The following is a 19,549-nucleotide window of genomic DNA, read 5'->3' as shown; positions in this document are numbered from 1 at the left end:
CGTCAATTATTACAGTGACATAAATTAACAATGGTTTATAAAAGCAAAACTAAAAAAACTTACTTACTTTCCCCTGTCGCACTTTTTATTAGCGGTGTGCTATCTCCTTTTGCATTTGCCGACGATACGCCTTTAGAAGTGATTGAAGTACACGGACATGCTCAAAATAAGCACTTAGCACTTGGTTCGTCAGAATCGTTATTAAGTGATTTAGGTGTCGACTTTTCAGCTGCGGGCGGCGTATCTAACCTCCCTATTTTAAATGGTTTAATGGGCGACAGAGTTAAAGTGTTAATTGATGGCGCAGATGTAACCGCTGCATGCGCTAATCATATGAACCCGCCACTTTCGTATATCTCGGCTAATCAAATTACGTCTTACAATGTGGTTGCAGGCGTGTCGCCAGTGAGCGCGGGCGGCGATAATATTGCTGGCGTAATAAGCGTTAATTCTATTTCACCACAGTATAGCGATAGCAATGAATTAGATTGGCACTCAGGCTATGTGTCAGCACAGTACAGTAGCGTTGATAACGGGCGTAAACTTGGCGTTGGTGCACGTTTAGCAAGTGACACGTTTAGCCTTAATTATCAGGGGTCGTTTAGTGATGCAGATAGTTATGAAGACGGTAACGGCGATGTAGCATTAGATACATTGTATCGAGCACAAAATCATAGTTTAACCGCAGCTATGCGCGATGATAAACAGCAATTAGTTATAAAGCTAACACATCAAAAAATCCCGTATCAAGGATTTGCAAATCAGTATATGGATATGACCGATAACACCAGTTACGGTGCAATAGCTCAATACAAACGCTCTTTTGATAACAGCGAGCTTGAAGGGCAAGTTAACTGGCATAGCGTAAAGCACGAAATGGGTTTTTTCAGTGAAGAAAAAACAGGCATGATGCGAATGAAAACCGATGCACAAGATATAAGTACGCAGCTTAAATGGCGTATCGCGCTTAATAAAAGCAGCAGTATTTTACTCGCTCAAGAATATTACAATTACCGCATTGATGATTGGTGGCCAGGTATTGAAGGCTCAACCATGATGGGACCAAACGATTACGTAAATATAAATAATGGCAAACGAGAGCGCATAGCAGCATTTGCTGAATATGAGAGCCAAATAAATACAAAACTGTGGTTAAACGCAGGCGTACGCATTGAAAGTATTAATACCCAAGTAGGTGAGGTTCAGCCTTACAACGACGGTATGAGCATGATGGATATGGACGATATGAGCGATATGGGCAGTATGGAAAGTATGACCATGAGCGATACGTCTACAGATAATACAGTTGCTGCACAGAACTTTAATGCTGGCGACAGAGATAAAACCGACACTATAGTTGATGCTAACTTATTAATTAACTACCAAATAACAAATTATGATGAGCTGCAATTTGGTCTTGCCCGTAAAAACCGCGCGCCTAATTTATACGAGCGATACAGCTGGGGCGTAAGTAATATGGCAACCACCATGATTGGTTGGTATGGCGATGGTAATGGCTATATTGGTAACCCTGATTTAGGCGTTGAAACAGCGCATACTTTAAGTGCTACTTATATTAAGCAGGCTAAAGATGATGGTTGGCGATTAAGCACCAATGTTTGGTATACAGATGTGAATGATTATATTGATGCTGATATTGTAAGAAGCTTCAATAGTTATGACTTGGACAACACAGCGCGTAACATTTTGCAGTTTACTAATGTAGATGCCATTTTATATGGTGCAAAAATAGATTTAACAGCCAACATTTATGAATCTAAGCAATTAGGTAACTGGCAGTTACACGCTAATGTTACTAATACCAGAGGTAAGCGAGACGATACTAACCAACCGCTTTATCAAATTAAACCACTGCAAACCCAGCTAGGTATTAGCCAGCAAATGGGTCGATTTGAAAATGCGTTATCTTGGCAGTGGGTAGATACTAAAACACGTGTAGATAATAATCGTTTTGAAAACCAAACAGACAGCTACAGCTTGGTTAATTTAAGCTCTAAAGCCACATGGGATTCATTAACGCTAAGCGCAGAAGTGAGTAACGTGTTTGATGAGTACTATCAACTCCCACTAGGCGGCGTAAGTATTGCGGCACTTAAACAAGATAGCAGCAACGGGTTTGAACAACTTGCTGGGCAGGGCCGTTCATTTAATGTAAGCATTAGTTACGCGTTTTAACTAAATTAAATTTTAAAATAAAGTAAAAGCCATAACTGTGTTATGGCTTTTTTCATACGCTTTAATATGTAAGCCGTAAACTTATTTTTATGAAATATTTGTACGCAAAAAGCGTTCTATTAAGCACGCTTGTACTAATTTTACAGCGTTATTTTAAGGCAATGCAGTAAAAAGCAGTAACTTGTTCATCACCCAATGATTAGGAAATACAGTGTTTAAGCAATTTAAAAATAAAGTGATGGGTGCGCCAACAGCTATGGCCGGTTTAGCTTTGGGTATTGCCAGTATGGGGTGGACATGGGAAAACGTTTTTAATTTAAACTCCCAAGGGCAATTTTTGGGAGCGGTATTAGCTGGCGTATTAGTTTTACTTTTGGCTGCTAAGTTTTTACTACACCCTCATTTATTAAAAGCCGATTTAGCACACCCAGTTGCAGGAAGTGTGATCCCTACATTTGCAATGGCTAATCTTGTTATTTCAAACTCAATTGGGCAATTTAACCCATTGGCTGGTGATATTATGTGGGTTTTAGCTTTTGTGCTGCATCTCACATTTTTGGTGAGCTTTTTATGCCAGCGAGCAAAAAAGTTTAACTTTGAGGATATGGCGCCCAGCTGGTTTGTGCCACCAGTAGGGATAATTATTGCAGATGTTACTTTTTCGGGAAATCCGACATTAGCGTGGTTAGCTTATAGTGCGCTGGTTATTGGTATATCAACGTACGCGATAATGCTGCCAATTATGTTTTATCGTTTTTTATTAGCATTAAAAAGTGACTACGAAATACAGCCAACACTTGCCATTTTAGCTGCGCCTGCCAGTTTAACATTAGCGGGGTATTTTCATATTGTAGCTAATCCATCACTTGTTATAGTGGGGGCATTATTTATATTAGCGATAATAAAAACACTGATTGTTTATGTGTTATTTATAAAGTTATTAAGCAGACCTTTTACGCCGAGCTACGCTGCTTTTACATTTCCAATGGTTATTGGGGCAACTGCATTATTTAAAATGGCTGATTGGATGCAAAGTATAAACCTCGCAATGCCATATGTAGATACAGTTAATTACTTAGCTACGTTTGAACTTATAGTTGCCACGGGAGTGGTATGTTATGTAAGTAGTCGGTACTTTTGCCACTTTAAATTATCAAAGCAACAGGTAACATAAAGCTACTCTTGGATTACCTGTGGCTCATTACTTTCTTGTTCAGCTAGTTTTTCGCGCTCAGCTTTTGATACATAAGACGGTTTGTTGCTTTTATGCAATTTAGCGTTAGTGCGTTTATCTTTCTTTTGAAATTTAGTGACGATTTTTTTACGACGGTTCACAATTAAATACCCTGTTAATTTTAAGTCGCGCATTATACAGCCATCCACATAAAAGCCGCTATATAAATATTAACTCAGGTAACTTGTGCGTTTACCGCAAAGTGCTATATGTAAACTCTTCCAAGCGTTATAGTTGCCGCTCTTAGTTATTAATTAAATGGGAATTGTTTTGAAAAAGTTAGCTTTAGCCAGTATTGCTTTATTTGCATTTAGCGCTCATGCGCAGTTAAATAAAAATATTGATAGCGTTGCCGATTACGCAGTAAATACCTACCAAAATGCTCAAATACACACACTAACTAACTTAGTGGCTTTTCCGACGGTTAATAAAAGCGACATTAGCACTCCTCAAAATCCCGATTTTATTGGCTTTAAAGCACTTTTAAAAATGAAAGCCGCAGAGCTTGGTTTTGACTACCAAGATTTAGGCTACACCGTATTAATTGGTATGGGCGAGCAAAGCGAAAAAGTAACGGTAGTAACCCATGGCGACGTGCAACCTGCTAATGCTAGCAAATGGAAACAAAGTCCTTTTATTATTGATACATCTGAACCGGGAAAATTAGTTGGTCGTGGTACGGAAGACGATAAAGGTGCAATAGCAACAGCGCTCTACGCAATGAAAGCAATTAAAGATAAAGGCATACCGCTTAATAATCGTATTGAGTTAATGATTTATCTAGCAGAGGAGTCTGATTGGGGTCCGCTTACTCAATTTATGAAAACGTATGAACAACCAAAATATGCAGTAACGATTGATGCATCATACCCTGTAGTGGTTGCCGAGAAAGGCTGGAGCTTAATTGCACCTACTTTTAATGCAACATCACCACAAACGGGTTTATATGTAAGTAACGTAACGGGTGGTGCGTTTAGAAGCCAAATTCCAGAAGACGCAAGCTTAGTACTTCACAATGCAGACGCGGCACTTATTAATACATTAAAAGCAAAAGCCAAAACATTAAATAAAGTTGAGTTTAACTTTAGTGAGCAAAATGATGCCTTAGCAATAAGTGTTAAAGGTATGTCGGCGCATTCATCAGAGCCCGAGTCGGGTATAAATGCCATTGCTTATTTAGCCGAATTATTTAAAGGTATCGAGCTTGAAAATAACAGCGACGGCGAGCTAATCGACTTTGTGAATCAGTTAATAGGTTTAGACATTCACGGTAAACAGTTTGGCGAAATAGCTTACAAGCACGACTTTATGGGCCCGATGACAGTGGCACCAACAGTTATTGAGCGCGATGGTAATGCGCTAACACTTGCTGTAAATGCACGTCGCCCTATGGGTAAAGACGAAGCTGTATTACAAAAGCAAATTGATGATGCGCTCGCTAATTGGCAAGCTACTAACAATGTAACACTTGCTAACATAGAAACAATTATTGGCACACCTATGCTACTTGATGGCGCGCCGCATGCGCAAAAGCTGCTTGATATTTTTAAGCATTTTACGGGCGACGAAAAAGCTGACTTTGTATCAATAGGTGGTGGCACTAACGCAAAGCTGTTTGATAATGCGGTATCGTTTGGTCCTTCAATGCCAGGTAAGCGCTACACAGGTCACTCAGAGCATGAATTTATGACACTTGAGCAACTTGAGCTTAATTTACGTATGTACACAGCGATGATGATAGAGCTAGGTAATATGTAGTTTAAAAGTACTTAGGCTCAATAAGGTTTAATAATAGGTGTTGAGTACTAATCAGCACCTATGTCCTTAAAATTTACCTCAGGCAAGTTTTCAAAGCTTGGTTTGGCAAATAAATACCCTTGCATAAGCTCAACACCTGCGTTTTTAAGCCACTTATATTCTTCTACTTTTTCAATGCCTTCAGCTAGTGCGGTTATGTTTAAATCGCGAAACATATTTAAGCAATGAGTTACTATTAGTTGGCGTTTTTTGTCGTTGTTAATATCGCGTATGAGCGCCATATCCAGCTTGATAATATCTGTTTGAAAGTCAGCCAGTAGATTTAAACCAGAATAACCTGCACCAAAGTCATCGGTGGCGGTTTTAAATCCAAGAGACTGATAGTAATCAACAATGCGTTTAATGTGTGCGGTGTCTTCTATTTTTTCTACTTCAGTAAATTCAAACATAATATTTTGAATTGGGAAGTTATACTTTTTTGCAGCTTCTAGTGTGGTGCGTATACATCGCTCTGGTTTATAAATAGCATTAGGTAAAAAGTTAATGCTTAGTATTGATGTTATGCCCAGCTTTGCGGCTAGTTGAATGGCTTTAATACGACAAAGCTGATCAAATGCATAGCGGTTGTCTTCATTCACTTTTGAAATAATTGAATAAGCAGACTCGCCATTTAAACCTCTAACCAATGCTTCATAGCCATAAATTAGGCGAGTTTTACAGTTTATAATCGGTTGAAAAGCCATAGAAAAATCAAATTCAAGATCGTTGGCGTCAGCACAATTACTACATGTCACTTTTTCACAATCTTTTGATTTTTCGATCACTTAGTTCATCCTCTTATGTTTATTTTTAAAGTTAGTTGAGGGTAGATCCTAACACAAACAGATTAAAGTATTAGTTTATATTTTTTTTAACGTAATAAGTAATTATTTATATGTGAGTGATATTATGACTAATGTCATGCTATTTAATGACATTTGGCAGGGGTTTACATTTCGTTTTTATATAAAAATAGATTTATACATTAACAGGAGGATAAACATGAATACATCAACAACAATATTTCAAAGTATTAAACAGTATGCAGTTGCTTTAGGGTCTGTTGATCTTTCAAGGTTAAATTTGCAGCAGTCTGTTTGGTATTTAGGCAAGGCAGAGCCTATGTAGTGTGGTTATTCCCCATAAATGGGCGATAACGTAGCATTAATGCCAAACAGGCGCAGCCCAAAGGGTTCTTTCTAGGGGCTATTTACTCTTTGTTGCTCGGTTTTTACTTAGCCCACTAGGTTACAAACCTCGCGCCGCGATTAAATAGCCCCTAGTTTGAACAAATTTTAATCCGCAAAGATCAACAGACCCTAGTGTTTTTAGGATTAATTAATTTAATTACATCACCAAACACCTTATGGGTGATTTGGCCCGCGCTTGGCATGGGGATCGCTTTATTATCTGAAGTCTTAGGTATAAGCAGCTCTAAAAAGGTATCTTGATGATTAGTAAGCCAAGTAATAATTTACTTGGCTTTAATTTAATGTGCTTTATTTACAGTAATCTAAACCTAAATATTTAAAATGCTGATTGAAGTGTCGCATCTAGTGATATTTCGGTATTTAAGAGTTTTGAAATAGGGCAGCTCTTTTTGGTTTGCTCACATAAGGCTTGAAACTGCTCGTTTTGAATATCATCAATACGTGCTTTTACCTCAAGGGCAATATGCGTCACCGAAAAACCATCATCTACTTCATCAAGGCTTACAGTGGCTTTAGTATCAATTTTATCTGCGGTAAAGCCTGCATCACCTAATGCAAGTGAAAGCGCCATACTAAAACATGCACTGTGCGCTGCACCTACTAATTCTTCAGGATTTGAGCCTGCCTCATCTTCAAAGCGGGTATTAAAACCGTAAGGTTGTTTGTTAAGCGCGCCACTTTGAGTTGATATGCTACCTTTGCCTGTTTTAATGTCGCCAGACCATGTTGAACTTGCCGTTTTTTTAATCGTCATCATCTTCTCCTTGCTTGAGTGTAAGCTTTTCAGGTTAGATAAGCGTTATTTACAAAATAAGCTTACATAAAGCCTTAAAAGCACTAATTACAGATGATGCTGCAAAATAGGCGCCAGTTAATTGTTATCCCTGTTTATTTCGTTTACAGCGCTCTGAACAGTAAATAACGTTATCCCAGTCGCGCTGCCATTTTTTACGCCACGTAAAAGGTTTACTACAAATAGGACATATTTTCTGAGGTAAGTTTAGTTTTTTGTGCGCCATGCTTACTTAGCCTTACTGTTATTTTTAGTATCCGTTTTACTTTTTGTTCGAGTAACTTTTTGAGTACCCCCAACGTGTTTTTTAAGAATTTTCCCTATGGCGCGTTTAACATCGGCTCGCTCACGGTATTGCCATAAGCGCTCGCGTGCTTCTTTTGAGGCCGCTGTTAAATCAAGCATGGGTTCAGGGTAATCCTCCCCTAACTTAAAGTCGTTAAAGAGTGCTTCCATCGGAGTTTGCTCCCAAGGCTGATGTAAATATTCAATAGGGAGTTTTTCAAGCTCGGGGCACCACTTTTTAATAAACGAACCTGTTGGGTCTTGATCTTCTGATTGTTTAATTGGGTTGTAGTGCCTAATGGTGTTAATGCCTGTTACCGAGGCTTGCATTTGAATTTGCGGGTAGTGAATCCCTGGCTCAAAATCTAAAAAGTAATTAGCGAGAGGAAAGCTTGCTTGCTGCCAGCTTATATTTAAATGATGCGTTACAAAGCTTACAAGCATGGCGCGCATTCTAAAGTTTATATAACCGGTGGCTTTTAAGCAGCGCATGCAAGCGTCAATAATTGGAATACCAGTTTGACCTTGCGCCCAGCGTTCAATATCGTTTTTCACACGTTCATCATCACGATACGGAAATACGTGATAACCCGGATTAAGGGCTAAAAACTCCATAGAGCACTCGCTTTCAAACTTTTGCATAAAGTGGCAGTGCCAATGCAAGCGCGATACAAACGCTGCTAGTGGGCGTTTCCAACCTCTTTTGTCAGGGTGTTTTGAATGATATTCATCAATGGCCATTTGATACACTTGCCTAAGGCTAATGTTCCCCCATGCTAGGTAGGGCGAAAGCCGAGAGCAGTGGGTTTGGCTTAAACTTGGGCTCGATATTCCTTTTTGATAACCTTTACCGCGCTCGGCAAAAAAACTCTGCATTACAGTTCGCGCATGCAGCGGACCGCCTTGTTGAAAGCTGTCATGATCTTGAGTGTAAGCGCTTGGCAGCTCAGGCGCTTGATAGTTATTAAGGGTAATTGTTTTTATACTCTTCCAATTAGGAACAGCAATAGGTGCTTGCATTGTTTGCTGCCAGCGTTCGTTCCAATTATTACGATTTTTTTTGCCGCGAATTACCGCGCCTGTTTGCGACTCTTGCCAATTAATGTGGTTATGCTGGCACCATGCTTTTATTGCCTTATCGCGCTCAAAGGTGTTGTTTAAGCCTATTTCTTGATGGCTAAAAATATTAACTATTTCAAACTGCATCTTTAACGATTCAAGTAAATCGTTCATATTTAAATTAAATATATAAACACAGGCGTTAAAACGCGCTAGCTGATTATTTAACTCAACTATTGATTGATACACAAAGCGCCAGTGCCGCTCATTGTAGTGTGCATCTTCGAGCAGTAATGGCTCAAAGTTATAAAGTAACAGGGTCGGTAAGCCATTACTAAATGCATTTTTTAATGGTTGATGATCGCTAAGACGTAAATCACGTTTAAACCACACGATGTTTATTTTCATATAATTGGTTTATTACTTTAAATAGAAATAAAAATTAACTTGTTATTTAATTGAGTTAGCCAAACCTATACGTAACTACCTTGAATTAAGATTTAGTTTTAATGTATTAAAAGGAAATGTATGTTTTTAGATCTCACCGAAAATACTAACCAAAATGTTTACTCTTACTTAGTAGGCGGTATAAGCCCACGGCCTATCGCATGGATAAGTACATTAAATAGCGAAGGTATTGCAAATATTGCGCCTTATTCATTTTTTACTGTGGCTAGCTGCAAGCCACCTGTTTTAAGTGTTACGCAAGTAAACCCTAGTGATAAAACGAATAAAGATACGCTCAGTAATCTAATGGCAACTAAAGAATGTGTGGTTAATATAGTTAGCCAAGAGCTAGTTGAAAAAATGAATCAAAGTTGTGCAAATTATCCTAGTGATATAAGCGAATTTGATGCAGCAAACATTGCCCAATCTCCAAGTAAGTTAGTTAATACGCCAAGTGTTGCCGATTCAAAAGTAAGGTTTGAATGTAAGTTACGCGAAGTTATTAGTATTTCAAATGAGCCTGGCGGCGGAAAAATGATGTTGCTGGATGTAGTGGGTATTTGTATAGACGATGAAGTGATGAGTGGTGGCTATATTGACCCTGAATTATTAAATGCAGTGGGCAAAATGGGCGGCGATTACTTTAGTACAACCAAAGATAAGTTTTTGCTTAAAAGGCCACAGTTGTGAAATAATCGTTTACTTAGGAATACAATAATAAAAGGATTTACGAATGTTTAAGTTCATTTTCACTTTGTTAATTGCTTTGCAAAGTTTTGGCTCTTTTGCCACACAAGATAAAAAACTACCTATAGAAGTTTTTGCAGGCTTAAAAAATTTTAGCCAAGTTAAGCTATCTCCCAATGGTAAGAACCTCGCTTTTGTAAGAAATCATCAAGGTACTTTAATCTTAATGGTTAAAAACTTGGAGACGGGGGTTACTACACCAATTATAAACTCAAATAACCATACAGTGTTTTTTGATTGGTATAACTGGGCAAATGATGACGTACTATTACTTGGTGCTCGCTTTATAAAATATCAGTTTGGCGGAGTTAAATATACATCAACGCTTATGTATGCGTATAACTTTAAAAATGATAAAGGTCTTAAATTAGCTTTTAAAGCCAACACAGTAAGAGATGAAATCCAGCCACAATATTCAGACCGAATTGTTAGTTTTTTACCTGAAAAAGAAAATAAAATTTTAGTTCAAGGGGATTTTAAAATAGCAAATACCCCAGCAGTTTATGAGTTAGATTTAACCACATTACGTAAGACCCAAATACAAAGGCCACGCAGTAATGTTGTTACTTGGTTTGCCGACAGGCAAGGTAAAGTTCGTATTGCAAAAAAAATGGACGATACGCAATTTACTTACGATTATTTTGATGAGAATAAACAGTCGTGGGAAACTTTATTTGATTATGAGGTTTTTAGTAAGCAAAGTATTTCTATATTAGGGTTTGATAAAGACTCTAATTTTTTATACATCACTGCGTTACATGAAGGGCGCGATGCATTATTTAAACTCAATTTAACGACTAAAGCTCGCGAGCTAATTTACAGTAATAGTAAATATGATTTTGATGGGTCTATTTTTTATTCACAACAAACTGGCGAAGTTGCAGGCTTTACTGATTCACATTTAGATGATGGTATTAAATATTGGGATAAAGACTTAGATAAATTACATCGTTCTTTGCGCGTATCGCTCCCTAAAGATGAATATAAATTAGACATTGTAAGTACCAGTAAAGATCAGCAAAAATATATACTCTATATTAGCTCAGACAAAACGTCGGGTAGTTATTTATTTGGGGATAGAGTAAAAAAGCAGGTGAGTGCAATTGCTGATGTTTATCCGCAAATAGATGCCTCTGTATACAGAGGCAAAAAGCGCATTAGCTACAAGGCAAGAGATGGCTTGAAAATAGAAGGCTATCTAACTCTACCAGTAGAATATAAAGAAGGTGATAAGTTACCAACAATTATATTTCCACATGGCGGCCCCATGGCAAGGGATTATGCTAATTTTGATTACTGGACAGCTTTATTAGCCTATAACGGATATGCTGTTTTACAGCCTAATTTCCGTGGTTCGAGTGGCTATGGGCACGACTTTTTAATGCAGTCAATCCAAGGTTTTGGTTTGGCTATGCAAGATGACTTGCAAGACGGTGCAAACTGGTTAATTGACCAAGGAATAGCACAAGCAGATAGCATTTGTATTGGTGGTGCTAGCTATGGTGGCTATGCAGCGTTAATGGCTGTAATTAAGCACCCAGAAACGTTTAAATGTGCAGCTAGTTTTGCTGGGGTAAGTGATTTACAGTATTTAGTGAGTAAAGCACGACACTTTACAAACAAAAATATCGTTAGAAAGCAGTTTGGAACTGATGATGATTTACTAGAAGCTAATTCTCCAGTGAATTTTGCTAAAAAAATAACAAGACCAATATTGCTTGTACATGGAACTGACGACAGTGTGGTACCTGTTTATCATAGTAGAGAAATGCAGGATGAACTTGATGATGAAGCAAAAGATGTTACTTATATTGAGCTTGAGGATGGCGATCATTACTTATCTTATCAAGAGCACAGAGTTAAAACTCTTCAGGCATTTTTAGACTTTTTTGATAAACATTTGAAAAAAAATAAATAGCCAGACTCCAGTTAAATAGCAAAAAGACAACTTAGGTTGTCTTTTTTTGATCACAATCTTCCTTTGTTTGTGCACATTGTTTGCACTTTTACTTGTTAACTTTGTTTTATTAAACGTTAAAGTAAAGGTTCAAGCATTGAAAACACTTCTTAAAACAAAAGCCGCTAATGCAACTAAGTTATTTGCGTTAAGTGCGCTTTGTATCGCTTTAAGCGCATGTAATAGCGATTCAACAAGTACTGCAACAGTCGGCGATACAGTCAGTAATAGTGCTCCAACGGTTGATGCTGGTATTGACCAAACTGTTAATGCGGGCGATACCGTTTATTTAAGTTCAACGGTTGAAGATGACGGTGAAGTATCGGTTAGTTGGTCACAAACATCAGGCACTACCGTTAGTTTATCTTCAAGTACTGCAACGTCTACAGAGTTTGTTGCACCTGAAGTTTTAACCGATGAAGCACTTGTATTTGAAATCAGTGCAGATGATGGCACAAACGATGTCGTTGTAGATACAGTTATAGTTAATGTTATTGCTTCATCAGACTCAAACTCAGATACAGTTGATAATAGTGCAAAACTTACCAGCTGGTTAATTAACAACGATACAACTTCTACATACATACAAAATAATGGTTCAGTGGTTGAAGATGCTCAATCAGTTGAGGTTGTTAGCGTTACTGAGGAAGATGCTGACGTTGAATACATGTACGTGCAAACAACTGACATTCCTAAATATGATGTAACGCTTACACAAGACCAAGTAGACGCGTTAAATAACCGCCCGCGTGCAGCTACCGATTTTTATAACGGTGTAACTTCTGCAGCAGTAGGGCAAACCATTTCCTTTGGTGAAGATATTGGCTATAACAGCAGCACTGAAAACTGCGATGACACAGGCGGTGCAGGTTATTGGCCTCCAGGACCGGGTTGCCCAACAGAACAAGCGGTTGAAGCGTATTTTCCGCTAACACCTACCGATTTATCTGACACTGAAACTTGCGAAACAGGTTTAGGTACAGTTGGCTTAATGGTTAATGGCACCAGTATATTTAACTGGGGCGATGGTATGAGCTACGGTAATAACATTTGGTATACATTAGCGCCCATTGCTGAGCAATACGATGTTGATGTGTGTGGCGGACATGCTGCTAACGGGGAATATCATCACCATTTTTATACGAGTTGCTTAGCTGATTTACTTGAAGATGATGGCGATGCACATTCACCTATTTATGGTTTTGCAGCTGATGGCTATCCGCTTTATGGTCCTTATGAAAGTAATGGACAACTAGCATTAAGTGGCTGGGAAATGCGTGATTATGGCGCATCAGAAAGTGAAGGGGGTTGTGGTACTGAGGGTGAGCGAAGCTGTACCTTAGTTGATCAATACGATGTTAGCCAAGGTACACAAACAAGTGATGCAGGTCCTGCTATTGGCGCACAAGTGACGACGCTCTCTGGTAATACATTAAATGCCGACGATGGGTATTACTTTGAAGATTATTACTACGCACAAAAAACAGTAACCGGTGCTCAATTAGATGAGCATAACGGCCACGATACTAATGATGGCAAGGGTTATCACTACCATATAACACTAACGTTAGACAGTGATGGTAAATTACAGCCTTCTTTTCCTTATCAAATAGGGCCTCGTTTTAAAGGTCAATTAGCCGATAATTCAATTGGTCGCTGTGATACTGGCGAAACAATGGGTCCACCACCAGGAATGTAAGGAGTAACTATGCGTTATTTTAAATACGCATTGATCCTAACTACTGCTGCGCTATTGAGCTTCAAGCTCTTTGCGCAGCAGGAAATGATGGATCATAGCCATATGCCTATAGCAGTGCCAAATGATGCGCCAATCCCGGCATTAAGCCTTAAGTTATTAAAAGATAGTATGTCGGGTTATAACTTAATTTTAGATACACAGCGTTATGATTTGTCTGTGCCGCCAGAGGGGACGATGAACATGCAACAAATGATGGATGTGACAACAAACCAAGACACCGGTTTTTTACAAGGTCATGCTCATTTATACATTAATGGGGTTAAAATACAGCGAATTTACGGACAAGCGTTGCATTTACCTGCTAACTTATTTAAAACTGGTATAAATACCGTATCGGTTACTTTAAATAATCATGGTCATATGTATTGGACCGCTCAAGGTAAAAAAATAGTTGCTACGCTGTATGTTAACGACCAAACCAAAGAGTTTATAACATACCGATTTGAAAGCTTTCCTAGCAAGGTTGAAAACACGCATTAATGAAAATTCATAATAAACTTTTTTTAATACTATTTAGTTTTACCTTTAGTGTTATTGCAGGGCTGGTGGTTCTTATACAGTGGAGCATAGGGCAGGGCGTAATTGATTTTGTTAATGCAAAAGAGGTGAAAGCGCTTGAACCACTTGTTGTGCAATTTGCAAAGCAATACGAACAAACACCCTCATGGGAGCATGTTGTCGGCAATGGCGAAAGCTTTAGAAAACGTGTTGAATCGCAATTAGAAAATAGCCAGTTTTTGCCTAGGCCACAAGAAGGCCCTGGTCCGCGTGGGCGAATGATGCGACGACCGCCGCCAGATCATATTCGTTTAGAGGAAGATCGCCGCCCACCGCCAGAAAATATTGCTCACTACGCTTTGCTTGACGAAAATAAACAGCGAGTAGTGGGTAAATACCTCAGCGATTTAAAATATATAACAACCCCAATTATTGTTAACGATAAAATAGTGGGTTACTTAGCAGTTTCTAAAAGAGATAGCTTGGTTGATGGCTATGAGCTTGATTTTTTACAGCAGCAAACTAACTACTTATGGTTTATTGCTTTAGCTGCGGTATTGCTAACATTAATGGTTACTTTTTTATTGTCTCGTCACCTAGTAAGCCCTGTAAAGCAAATTGCTAACGGAATGCATCGCTTAACGCAAGGTAATTACGAGACCAAACTCACACTTGAGCGAAAAGACGAGCTAGGACAGTTGAGCGAAGATTTTAATACGCTTGCATTTACACTCGCTAAAGATGAGCAAGTACGTAAGCGTTGGCTTGCTAATATTTCTCATGAGCTTAGGACGCCAATGAGCATTTTACTCGGTGAACTTGAAGCTATGCTACTTGGTATACGAGAACCGAACGCAAAAAATATAAGTTCGGCTAACGATGAAGCCCTACATTTAAAACGCTTAATAGACGACTTGCATATGCTCAATAGCGCAGAGTTAGGAGGTATGCACTACACTATGCAACCTACTGATATGGCGTTATTATTAAATACTATTGAGCAAAAGTATCAGGTTTTGCTTGAACAACATAATATAAAAATATACCTACTAAATAGCGCTAAACACATAACTGTACAAGCAGATAAAACACGCCTTTTGCAGCTACTCGATAATATTCTAATGAACGCAGTACACTATGCACAATGTACAACTATTTCTTTAACGGCTAAAAATATAAGTATTAAAGGGCAAACTTATTTAGAGCTTATAATCGAAGATAATGGCGTAGGTGTAGAGCAGTCGCATTTATCGCATTTATTTGAATATTTATACCGAGTAGATAGTTCGCGTAATCGCCAAGAGGGCGGTTCTGGCTTAGGTTTATCTATTTGCCAGCATATAGTTAAAGGTCATAAAGGTGAAATCGCTGCAGAAAAAGCCAGCTTAGGCGGCCTTGCTATTATTATTAGATTGCCAACTATTTAGTTTATAAAATAAAGTTAAGGTTACTTACAGAGATGCCTATGAGTGAACAAATACTAATTGTGGAAGATGAAGTAAAGCTAGCTAACTTAATGAGTGACTTTTTAAGCAGCCATCACTTTATTACTCATCAAATACATCACGGGAATGAAGTATTGCCTTGGCTTGAAATTAACAGGCCGAGTGTAATCTTGCTAGACATAATGTTACCAGGGCAAAGTGGTATTGAACTGTGTAAAGCAATCAGGCGCTTTTCAAACGTGCCTATTATTATGGTATCGGCAAAAGTAGAAGAAATAGATAGGCTGCTTGGACTTGAGTTAGGTGCAGATGATTATATTTGTAAGCCGTTTAGTTATGCTGAGCTGGTGGCACGCGTAAAAGCTATTTTAAGGCGATTAAATAACGCAAGTGACGTTACAGAGTCAACAATGAAGCTTGACGAGAGCAGCTATAGCGTAAAATATAAATCAAACAGTATAGAATTGACGAACTTTGAATTTCAGCTATTTAAACCTTTGTTTAACAACCCAAATCGTATTTATTCGCGCGATAGCTTAATGGACACTATGTACGCCGATCAGCGTATTGTGAGCCACCGTACAATTGATAGCCATATTAAAAAGTTGCGTAAAAAACTAGATGAAGTGACACAAACTGAAAGTGTTATCCAGTCTGTTTATGGGGTTGGCTACCGGTTTGTGCATCCACAGTAATGTGGAATGAGCTATGACGATGAGTTACTCATCGTCGTCAGCATTTTTAATTCGCTCTAAACGGTCAAACTCTTCGTATTCTGCTGCTTGAATTTCATCAAGAATAGAATCTACATCAGCAAGTTCGTCGCTGTCTTCAAATTCACCTGTAAGCGTTGAATTAGGCGTTAAATTGGCCTCTTCAAATAGTGCCCACATTTCTTTAGCGTATTGAGTTTTTAGTATGCTTGGGGCAAATTCACCATAGTAGCGGCGTATGTTATTTACATCGCGTGCAAACATAGCTTGTGCACTGTTATTTGCTGATGCGTTAACGGCTTGCGGTAAATCTATAATTACAGGGCCGTTATTATCTACAAGTACATTAAACTCAGATAAATCACCGTGTATTATACCTGCGCAAAGCATTAGCTTAATGTAATGTATCATGAGTTTATACTGCTCAATCGCTTGCTCTTCACTAAAAACGACATGTCCTAGTTGAGGGGCCACGTTACCATCTTCATCAGAGACGAGCTCCATAAGCAGCACGCCATCAATACAAAAGTAAGTATCAGGAACGCGTACACCCACGCCAGCTAAACGAGATAACGCATCAACTTCGGCATTTTGCCAAATTTCTTCTTCTAATTGGCGGCCATAGCTAGAGCGTTTACCCATTGCACGCGCTTGGCGTCCACCACGTACTTTTCGGCCTTCTTGATATTGTGCCGCTTTTTTAAAACTACGTTTAACCGCATCTTTATACACTTTCGCACAGCGAATATGTTCACCACAACGCACAATAAATACATCGGCTTCTTTACCGCTCATTAGTCGGCTTATTACTTCGTCAATAAGGCCATCATCAACAAGAGGTTGTAGGCGTTTAGGTATTTTCACAGATTGCCTGCTAAGTAGGGTTGGTTATTAATCATTATTTATGAAAGTGCTCTGTATTTGTTTGTTTAATTGGCTCAAGCAGTATATCAGCTTTGAGAATTAAGGGCAGTAACACTACTGCCAGAGAGTAATTAATCGTATTATTTTATTAGCTTATATATTGATTGCAAAGCAATCAACCAGAACTTTTTTGAATCATCAGTTTTTATTAAAAATAATTTATTACTTCCTCATTATTTGCACATTGTTTGCGTTTTTAAAGCGTAAGCTTAGTTTAATTCTTAAATACGAGGTTATTACTATGAAGCATTTTTCAACTCTTGCCACTGTGGCAATATTATCTATTGCTTTTTCAGCTAATGTAGCTGCTCGAGGCGGTGACAATCCTCCTGAAAAACCTGACTTTTCAACTATTGATACTGATGGTGATGGCGTAATTAGCTTTGAAGAGTTTAGTGCTAAAAAACCGCCGCACGGTGATGCACAAACAATTTTTGATTCTATAGATGCCGATGGTAATGGCGAAATTAGTGAGCAAGAGCTTAGCGATCATAAACCACCTCGTCGTGAACGTTGAAAGGATACTAAAATGATTAATAATATTGGCAGCAGCTCTGCGAGTTTTGTGCCGCAACAAAGTAATCAAGCTGCAAAATTAACAACAGAGCAAAGTGATTTTGTTAAAGAAACGCTTGCACAGTTTGATGCCGAAAACTTAACTAGCGACGATGCGCAAAGTATTCAAGCGGCATTTAAAGAACAAGGTATTGAACCAACAAAAGAGCTTGCTGATTTAATGGGCGAACTCGAGTTTGATGCTAAAAGCATTGGTGATGCAGGAAGAGCAGAAGGTCAAAGACCGCCGCCACCGCCACAAAACTCATTAGAATCAGTCGATACAGACGAGGTAGTGAGTTATTTAGATGAGCTCTTAACTGAATATTCAAACCAGTTGTCTGATGAAGATAAAGAATCAATCCTTGCATCAGTGCAAGAGAAGTTTGGTTTAAGTGAAGGCGATTCACTGCTAAATGTAACTGCTTAGGTGTTATTACTTAGAGTAAAGCTGACTGTTACTCGAAAGTCTTAAGTCCAAAGCCCAACGGTTAATTCTGTTGGGCTTTTTTATTGGCTTAATTTAACTGTGTTTCTATTTTGCTGGTGCCATCTTCTTCGGTAAATTTAAATACAAAATCTTTTTTACCGTCTTGGTTTATATCTACTAGAAGAATATCTTTATTATTTTTAGGCAGCGTTAGCTTTAATTTTTTGCGTTTATCATTTAGCAGTGAGTCTTGCTCTCCATAATAAATATACAGCGTTTTTTTACTGTATTTGTATACCGCATCAATATAGCTGTCGCCGTTAATGTCACCTAAATAGAGAGCCGGTTCTGATTCATCGCCATTCATCCCCACTTCCATTTCTAAATCAAGTTCAATACTCGATTTATTGGCAAATGAGCCGTCGGGTTGCTGCTTATAAAGATTCATTTCTACATCTACATCTGTACTGCCACCGCCTAATGCCATAGATGCGATAGTACCTAAGCCAATATCTAAGTCCATTTTTTGTAAATCAATTAAGCCATCATTATTAAAATCAGTTTTGAGCAATAACTCACTAGGGCCCTGTGTTTCAAATAAGGTAATGGGCGTATTAGTAAAACCTTTAGCACTCCCTAGGTACAAAGTATGTGCTATTTTTATATCTAACGAATCCATACCTTGTGTTGGCTTAAACTGCCTGGTTGTAAAATCTAGAAATCCGTCGTTATTAATATCAATAATTTGCTTTATTTTGCGAGTCTCGCCATTGCTTAGCTCGCCTAGCTCAATGTTAAAATCAATTGAGGTGAGCTTTTGCTCAAAGCCCTCTGAATTAGCAAGTAGTACATCTGCTCCAAAGTCATTTGAAAAAACCAGGTCGTTTAATCCGTCGTGGTTAAAATCGATAACGACAGGTTTATTGTTAATATTAACTTCTAAAGAAAGCCCTTTTCCTGAAAAGCGGCCTTCATACTTAGGCGTTTGTTTAAATTTGTTAGGCTTAAAGCTGCCATCTTTATTTTGAATGTATAAAGTACTGCTTGCTAATCCAGGGATAAAAATATCGCTTAGACCGTCGTTGTTAGCATCGAAAACAAAGTCTACTTTTTCAAATTTATCTATTTTTAATTGATTAAGAACCGACTCATAATTAAACAACAATGTTGGTTTACCTGCTTGGGCTTTATATACGCCATCACTTGTTAGTACGAGTGCTTGTTTATCGGTGATGTTAGCAAGTGTTGCCACATCAAACCCGATGGCGTTTTTTGGTAAAGCAAGTTCACTACTAAGTGATGTAAGTAAATTGATGGCTTCTAATTGTTTTAATTCTTTATTATATGCAAATAAAATCTCTGAATCGGTTGATACTAATTCATCCGTTGTTTTTATTGCCATTGTTTGAGCAATAACGCTTATGGGGGTAAGTAAAGTGATGAGTGAATAGCAAAGTGGTTTTATCATGCAAATTCCTTTTTATATTTAGTTGTATCGT

The 19,549-nt window shown here is 38.3% G+C and carries 19 protein-coding genes; 12 read left to right on the top strand and 7 right to left on the bottom strand.

Going from position 1 to position 19,549, the window contains the following annotated elements; genetic code table 11:
• The first annotated feature begins 30 nt into the window (after nucleotides 1-30).
• Together JG479_RS11930 and JG479_RS11925 are read left to right on the top strand one after the other, a co-directional pair.
• Nucleotides 31-2,196, top strand: a complete 2,166-nt coding sequence (locus tag JG479_RS11930; RefSeq protein WP_200219391.1) for a TonB-dependent receptor — start codon at nucleotides 31-33, stop codon at nucleotides 2,194-2,196.
• A gap of 211 nt (nucleotides 2,197-2,407) precedes the next feature.
• The gene (locus tag JG479_RS11925; RefSeq protein ID WP_002958148.1) at nucleotides 2,408-3,370 is read left to right on the top strand and encodes a TDT family transporter; all 963 of its coding nucleotides are present in this window, start codon (nucleotides 2,408-2,410) and stop codon (nucleotides 3,368-3,370) included.
• A gap of 2 nt (nucleotides 3,371-3,372) precedes the next feature.
• Here JG479_RS11925 and JG479_RS11920 read toward each other — a convergent pair whose 3' ends face one another.
• Entirely contained in the window at nucleotides 3,373-3,564 is a 192-nt protein-coding gene (locus JG479_RS11920; protein WP_138489488.1) for a DUF2986 domain-containing protein, read from the bottom strand.
• A 136-nt stretch (nucleotides 3,565-3,700) separates the two neighbouring features.
• Between JG479_RS11920 and JG479_RS11915 the strand changes: the two genes are divergently transcribed.
• Complete coding sequence (locus JG479_RS11915; protein WP_200219389.1) at nucleotides 3,701-5,188, top strand: dipeptidase; 1,488 nt, start codon at nucleotides 3,701-3,703, stop codon at nucleotides 5,186-5,188.
• Nucleotides 5,189-5,235: 47 nt separating this feature from the next.
• Here the strand turns inward: JG479_RS11915 and JG479_RS11910 are convergent, their stop codons facing one another.
• Nucleotides 5,236-6,012: an EAL domain-containing protein gene (locus JG479_RS11910; RefSeq protein WP_200219388.1), complete on the bottom strand. Its 777-nt coding sequence runs from the start codon at nucleotides 6,010-6,012 to the stop codon at nucleotides 5,236-5,238.
• A gap of 217 nt (nucleotides 6,013-6,229) precedes the next feature.
• Between JG479_RS11910 and JG479_RS20195 the strand changes: the two genes are divergently transcribed.
• Nucleotides 6,230-6,355 carry a hypothetical protein gene (locus JG479_RS20195; protein ID WP_267908401.1) on the top strand — a complete coding sequence of 42 codons (126 nt, stop codon included), beginning with the start codon at nucleotides 6,230-6,232 and terminating at the stop codon, nucleotides 6,353-6,355.
• A gap of 399 nt (nucleotides 6,356-6,754) precedes the next feature.
• Here the strand turns inward: JG479_RS20195 and JG479_RS11905 are convergent, their stop codons facing one another.
• The 3 genes from JG479_RS11905 to JG479_RS11895 all read right to left on the bottom strand — a co-directional run bounded on the left by JG479_RS11905 (nucleotide 6,755) and on the right by JG479_RS11895 (nucleotide 8,983).
• A complete protein-coding gene (locus tag JG479_RS11905) occupies nucleotides 6,755-7,192 on the bottom strand; it encodes an OsmC family protein (protein WP_024593544.1) in 438 nt (145 codons plus the stop codon).
• Nucleotides 7,193-7,316: 124 nt separating this feature from the next.
• Nucleotides 7,317-7,457 (bottom strand): DUF2256 domain-containing protein, encoded by a 141-nt coding sequence (locus tag JG479_RS11900; protein WP_182733499.1) that lies wholly within the window; start codon nucleotides 7,455-7,457, stop codon nucleotides 7,317-7,319.
• Nucleotides 7,458-7,459: 2 nt separating this feature from the next.
• Nucleotides 7,460-8,983 (bottom strand): cryptochrome/deoxyribodipyrimidine photo-lyase family protein, encoded by a 1,524-nt coding sequence (locus JG479_RS11895; protein WP_200219387.1) that lies wholly within the window; start codon nucleotides 8,981-8,983, stop codon nucleotides 7,460-7,462.
• Between the two features lie 120 nt (nucleotides 8,984-9,103).
• Here JG479_RS11895 and JG479_RS11890 point away from each other — a divergent pair, with 120 nt between their 5' ends.
• The 6 genes from JG479_RS11890 (at nucleotide 9,104) to JG479_RS11865 (ending at nucleotide 16,123) form a co-directional block, all read left to right on the top strand.
• Nucleotides 9,104-9,712: a flavin reductase family protein gene (locus tag JG479_RS11890; protein ID WP_200219386.1), complete on the top strand. Its 609-nt coding sequence runs from the start codon at nucleotides 9,104-9,106 to the stop codon at nucleotides 9,710-9,712.
• Nucleotides 9,713-9,755: 43 nt separating this feature from the next.
• Nucleotides 9,756-11,687, top strand: coding sequence for an alpha/beta hydrolase family protein (locus tag JG479_RS11885; RefSeq protein WP_200219385.1), 1,932 nt, complete (start codon nucleotides 9,756-9,758; stop codon nucleotides 11,685-11,687).
• A 76-nt stretch (nucleotides 11,688-11,763) separates the two neighbouring features.
• The gene (locus tag JG479_RS11880; RefSeq protein ID WP_200220341.1) at nucleotides 11,764-13,425 is read left to right on the top strand and encodes a YHYH protein; all 1,662 of its coding nucleotides are present in this window, start codon (nucleotides 11,764-11,766) and stop codon (nucleotides 13,423-13,425) included.
• 9 nt (nucleotides 13,426-13,434) lie between these two features.
• On the top strand, nucleotides 13,435-13,965 hold the full coding sequence (locus JG479_RS11875; protein WP_200219384.1) for a hypothetical protein: 531 nt from the start codon (nucleotides 13,435-13,437) through the stop codon (nucleotides 13,963-13,965).
• Nucleotides 13,965-15,410 (top strand): ATP-binding protein, encoded by a 1,446-nt coding sequence (locus JG479_RS11870; protein ID WP_200219383.1) that lies wholly within the window; start codon nucleotides 13,965-13,967, stop codon nucleotides 15,408-15,410. Before JG479_RS11875 ends, JG479_RS11870 begins: the two co-directional genes overlap by 1 nt.
• Nucleotides 15,411-15,448: 38 nt before the next feature.
• Nucleotides 15,449-16,123 carry a response regulator gene (locus tag JG479_RS11865; RefSeq protein ID WP_024597035.1) on the top strand — a complete coding sequence of 225 codons (675 nt, stop codon included), beginning with the start codon at nucleotides 15,449-15,451 and terminating at the stop codon, nucleotides 16,121-16,123.
• A 24-nt stretch (nucleotides 16,124-16,147) separates the two neighbouring features.
• On the opposite strand, the gene JG479_RS11860 is transcribed toward JG479_RS11865, so the two are convergent.
• Nucleotides 16,148-17,005 (bottom strand): PA4780 family RIO1-like protein kinase, encoded by an 858-nt coding sequence (locus tag JG479_RS11860; protein WP_002958167.1) that lies wholly within the window; start codon nucleotides 17,003-17,005, stop codon nucleotides 16,148-16,150.
• Nucleotides 17,006-17,306: 301 nt separating this feature from the next.
• On the opposite strand from JG479_RS11860, the gene JG479_RS11855 reads away from it, so the two are divergent.
• Both JG479_RS11855 and JG479_RS11850 read left to right on the top strand, forming a co-directional pair.
• Nucleotides 17,307-17,582, top strand: coding sequence for an EF-hand domain-containing protein (locus JG479_RS11855; RefSeq protein ID WP_007581281.1), 276 nt, complete (start codon nucleotides 17,307-17,309; stop codon nucleotides 17,580-17,582).
• A gap of 12 nt (nucleotides 17,583-17,594) precedes the next feature.
• Nucleotides 17,595-18,050, top strand: coding sequence for a hypothetical protein (locus tag JG479_RS11850; protein ID WP_039487169.1), 456 nt, complete (start codon nucleotides 17,595-17,597; stop codon nucleotides 18,048-18,050).
• An 88-nt stretch (nucleotides 18,051-18,138) separates the two neighbouring features.
• Here the strand turns inward: JG479_RS11850 and JG479_RS11845 are convergent, their stop codons facing one another.
• The gene (locus tag JG479_RS11845) at nucleotides 18,139-19,518 is read right to left on the bottom strand and encodes an FG-GAP repeat domain-containing protein (RefSeq protein ID WP_039487167.1); all 1,380 of its coding nucleotides are present in this window, start codon (nucleotides 19,516-19,518) and stop codon (nucleotides 18,139-18,141) included.
• Nucleotides 19,519-19,549 lie beyond the last annotated feature (31 nt).

This window comes from Pseudoalteromonas sp. LC2018020214 (genome assembly GCF_016598755.1).
Lineage (GTDB): Bacteria > Pseudomonadota > Gammaproteobacteria > Enterobacterales > Alteromonadaceae > Pseudoalteromonas > Pseudoalteromonas distincta.
The sequence above is the reverse complement of the archived record's forward strand: the minus strand, read 5'-3'. Positions and strand labels throughout refer to the sequence as shown.

What these genes read in the sequence shown, in the direction of transcription:
- JG479_RS11900 (WP_182733499.1), bottom strand. Translation starts at nt 7,457, where the DNA reads ATGGCGCACAAAAAACTAAACTTACCTCAGAAAATATGTCCTATTTGT.
- JG479_RS11905 (WP_024593544.1), bottom strand. Translation starts at nt 7,192, where the DNA reads ATGACGATTAAAAAAACGGCAAGTTCAACATGGTCTGGCGACATTAAA.
- JG479_RS11850 (WP_039487169.1), top strand. Translation starts at nt 17,595, where the DNA reads ATGATTAATAATATTGGCAGCAGCTCTGCGAGTTTTGTGCCGCAACAA.
- JG479_RS11885 (WP_200219385.1), top strand. Translation starts at nt 9,756, where the DNA reads ATGTTTAAGTTCATTTTCACTTTGTTAATTGCTTTGCAAAGTTTTGGC.
- JG479_RS11920 (WP_138489488.1), bottom strand. Translation starts at nt 3,564, where the DNA reads ATGCGCGACTTAAAATTAACAGGGTATTTAATTGTGAACCGTCGTAAA.
- JG479_RS11890 (WP_200219386.1), top strand. Translation starts at nt 9,104, where the DNA reads ATGTTTTTAGATCTCACCGAAAATACTAACCAAAATGTTTACTCTTAC.
- JG479_RS20195 (WP_267908401.1), top strand. Translation starts at nt 6,230, where the DNA reads ATGAATACATCAACAACAATATTTCAAAGTATTAAACAGTATGCAGTT.
- JG479_RS11870 (WP_200219383.1), top strand. Translation starts at nt 13,965, where the DNA reads ATGAAAATTCATAATAAACTTTTTTTAATACTATTTAGTTTTACCTTT.
- JG479_RS11875 (WP_200219384.1), top strand. Translation starts at nt 13,435, where the DNA reads ATGCGTTATTTTAAATACGCATTGATCCTAACTACTGCTGCGCTATTG.
- JG479_RS11845 (WP_039487167.1), bottom strand. Translation starts at nt 19,518, where the DNA reads ATGATAAAACCACTTTGCTATTCACTCATCACTTTACTTACCCCCATA.
- JG479_RS11930 (WP_200219391.1), top strand. Translation starts at nt 31, where the DNA reads ATGGTTTATAAAAGCAAAACTAAAAAAACTTACTTACTTTCCCCTGTC.
- JG479_RS11855 (WP_007581281.1), top strand. Translation starts at nt 17,307, where the DNA reads ATGAAGCATTTTTCAACTCTTGCCACTGTGGCAATATTATCTATTGCT.
- JG479_RS11865 (WP_024597035.1), top strand. Translation starts at nt 15,449, where the DNA reads ATGAGTGAACAAATACTAATTGTGGAAGATGAAGTAAAGCTAGCTAAC.
- JG479_RS11895 (WP_200219387.1), bottom strand. Translation starts at nt 8,983, where the DNA reads ATGAAAATAAACATCGTGTGGTTTAAACGTGATTTACGTCTTAGCGAT.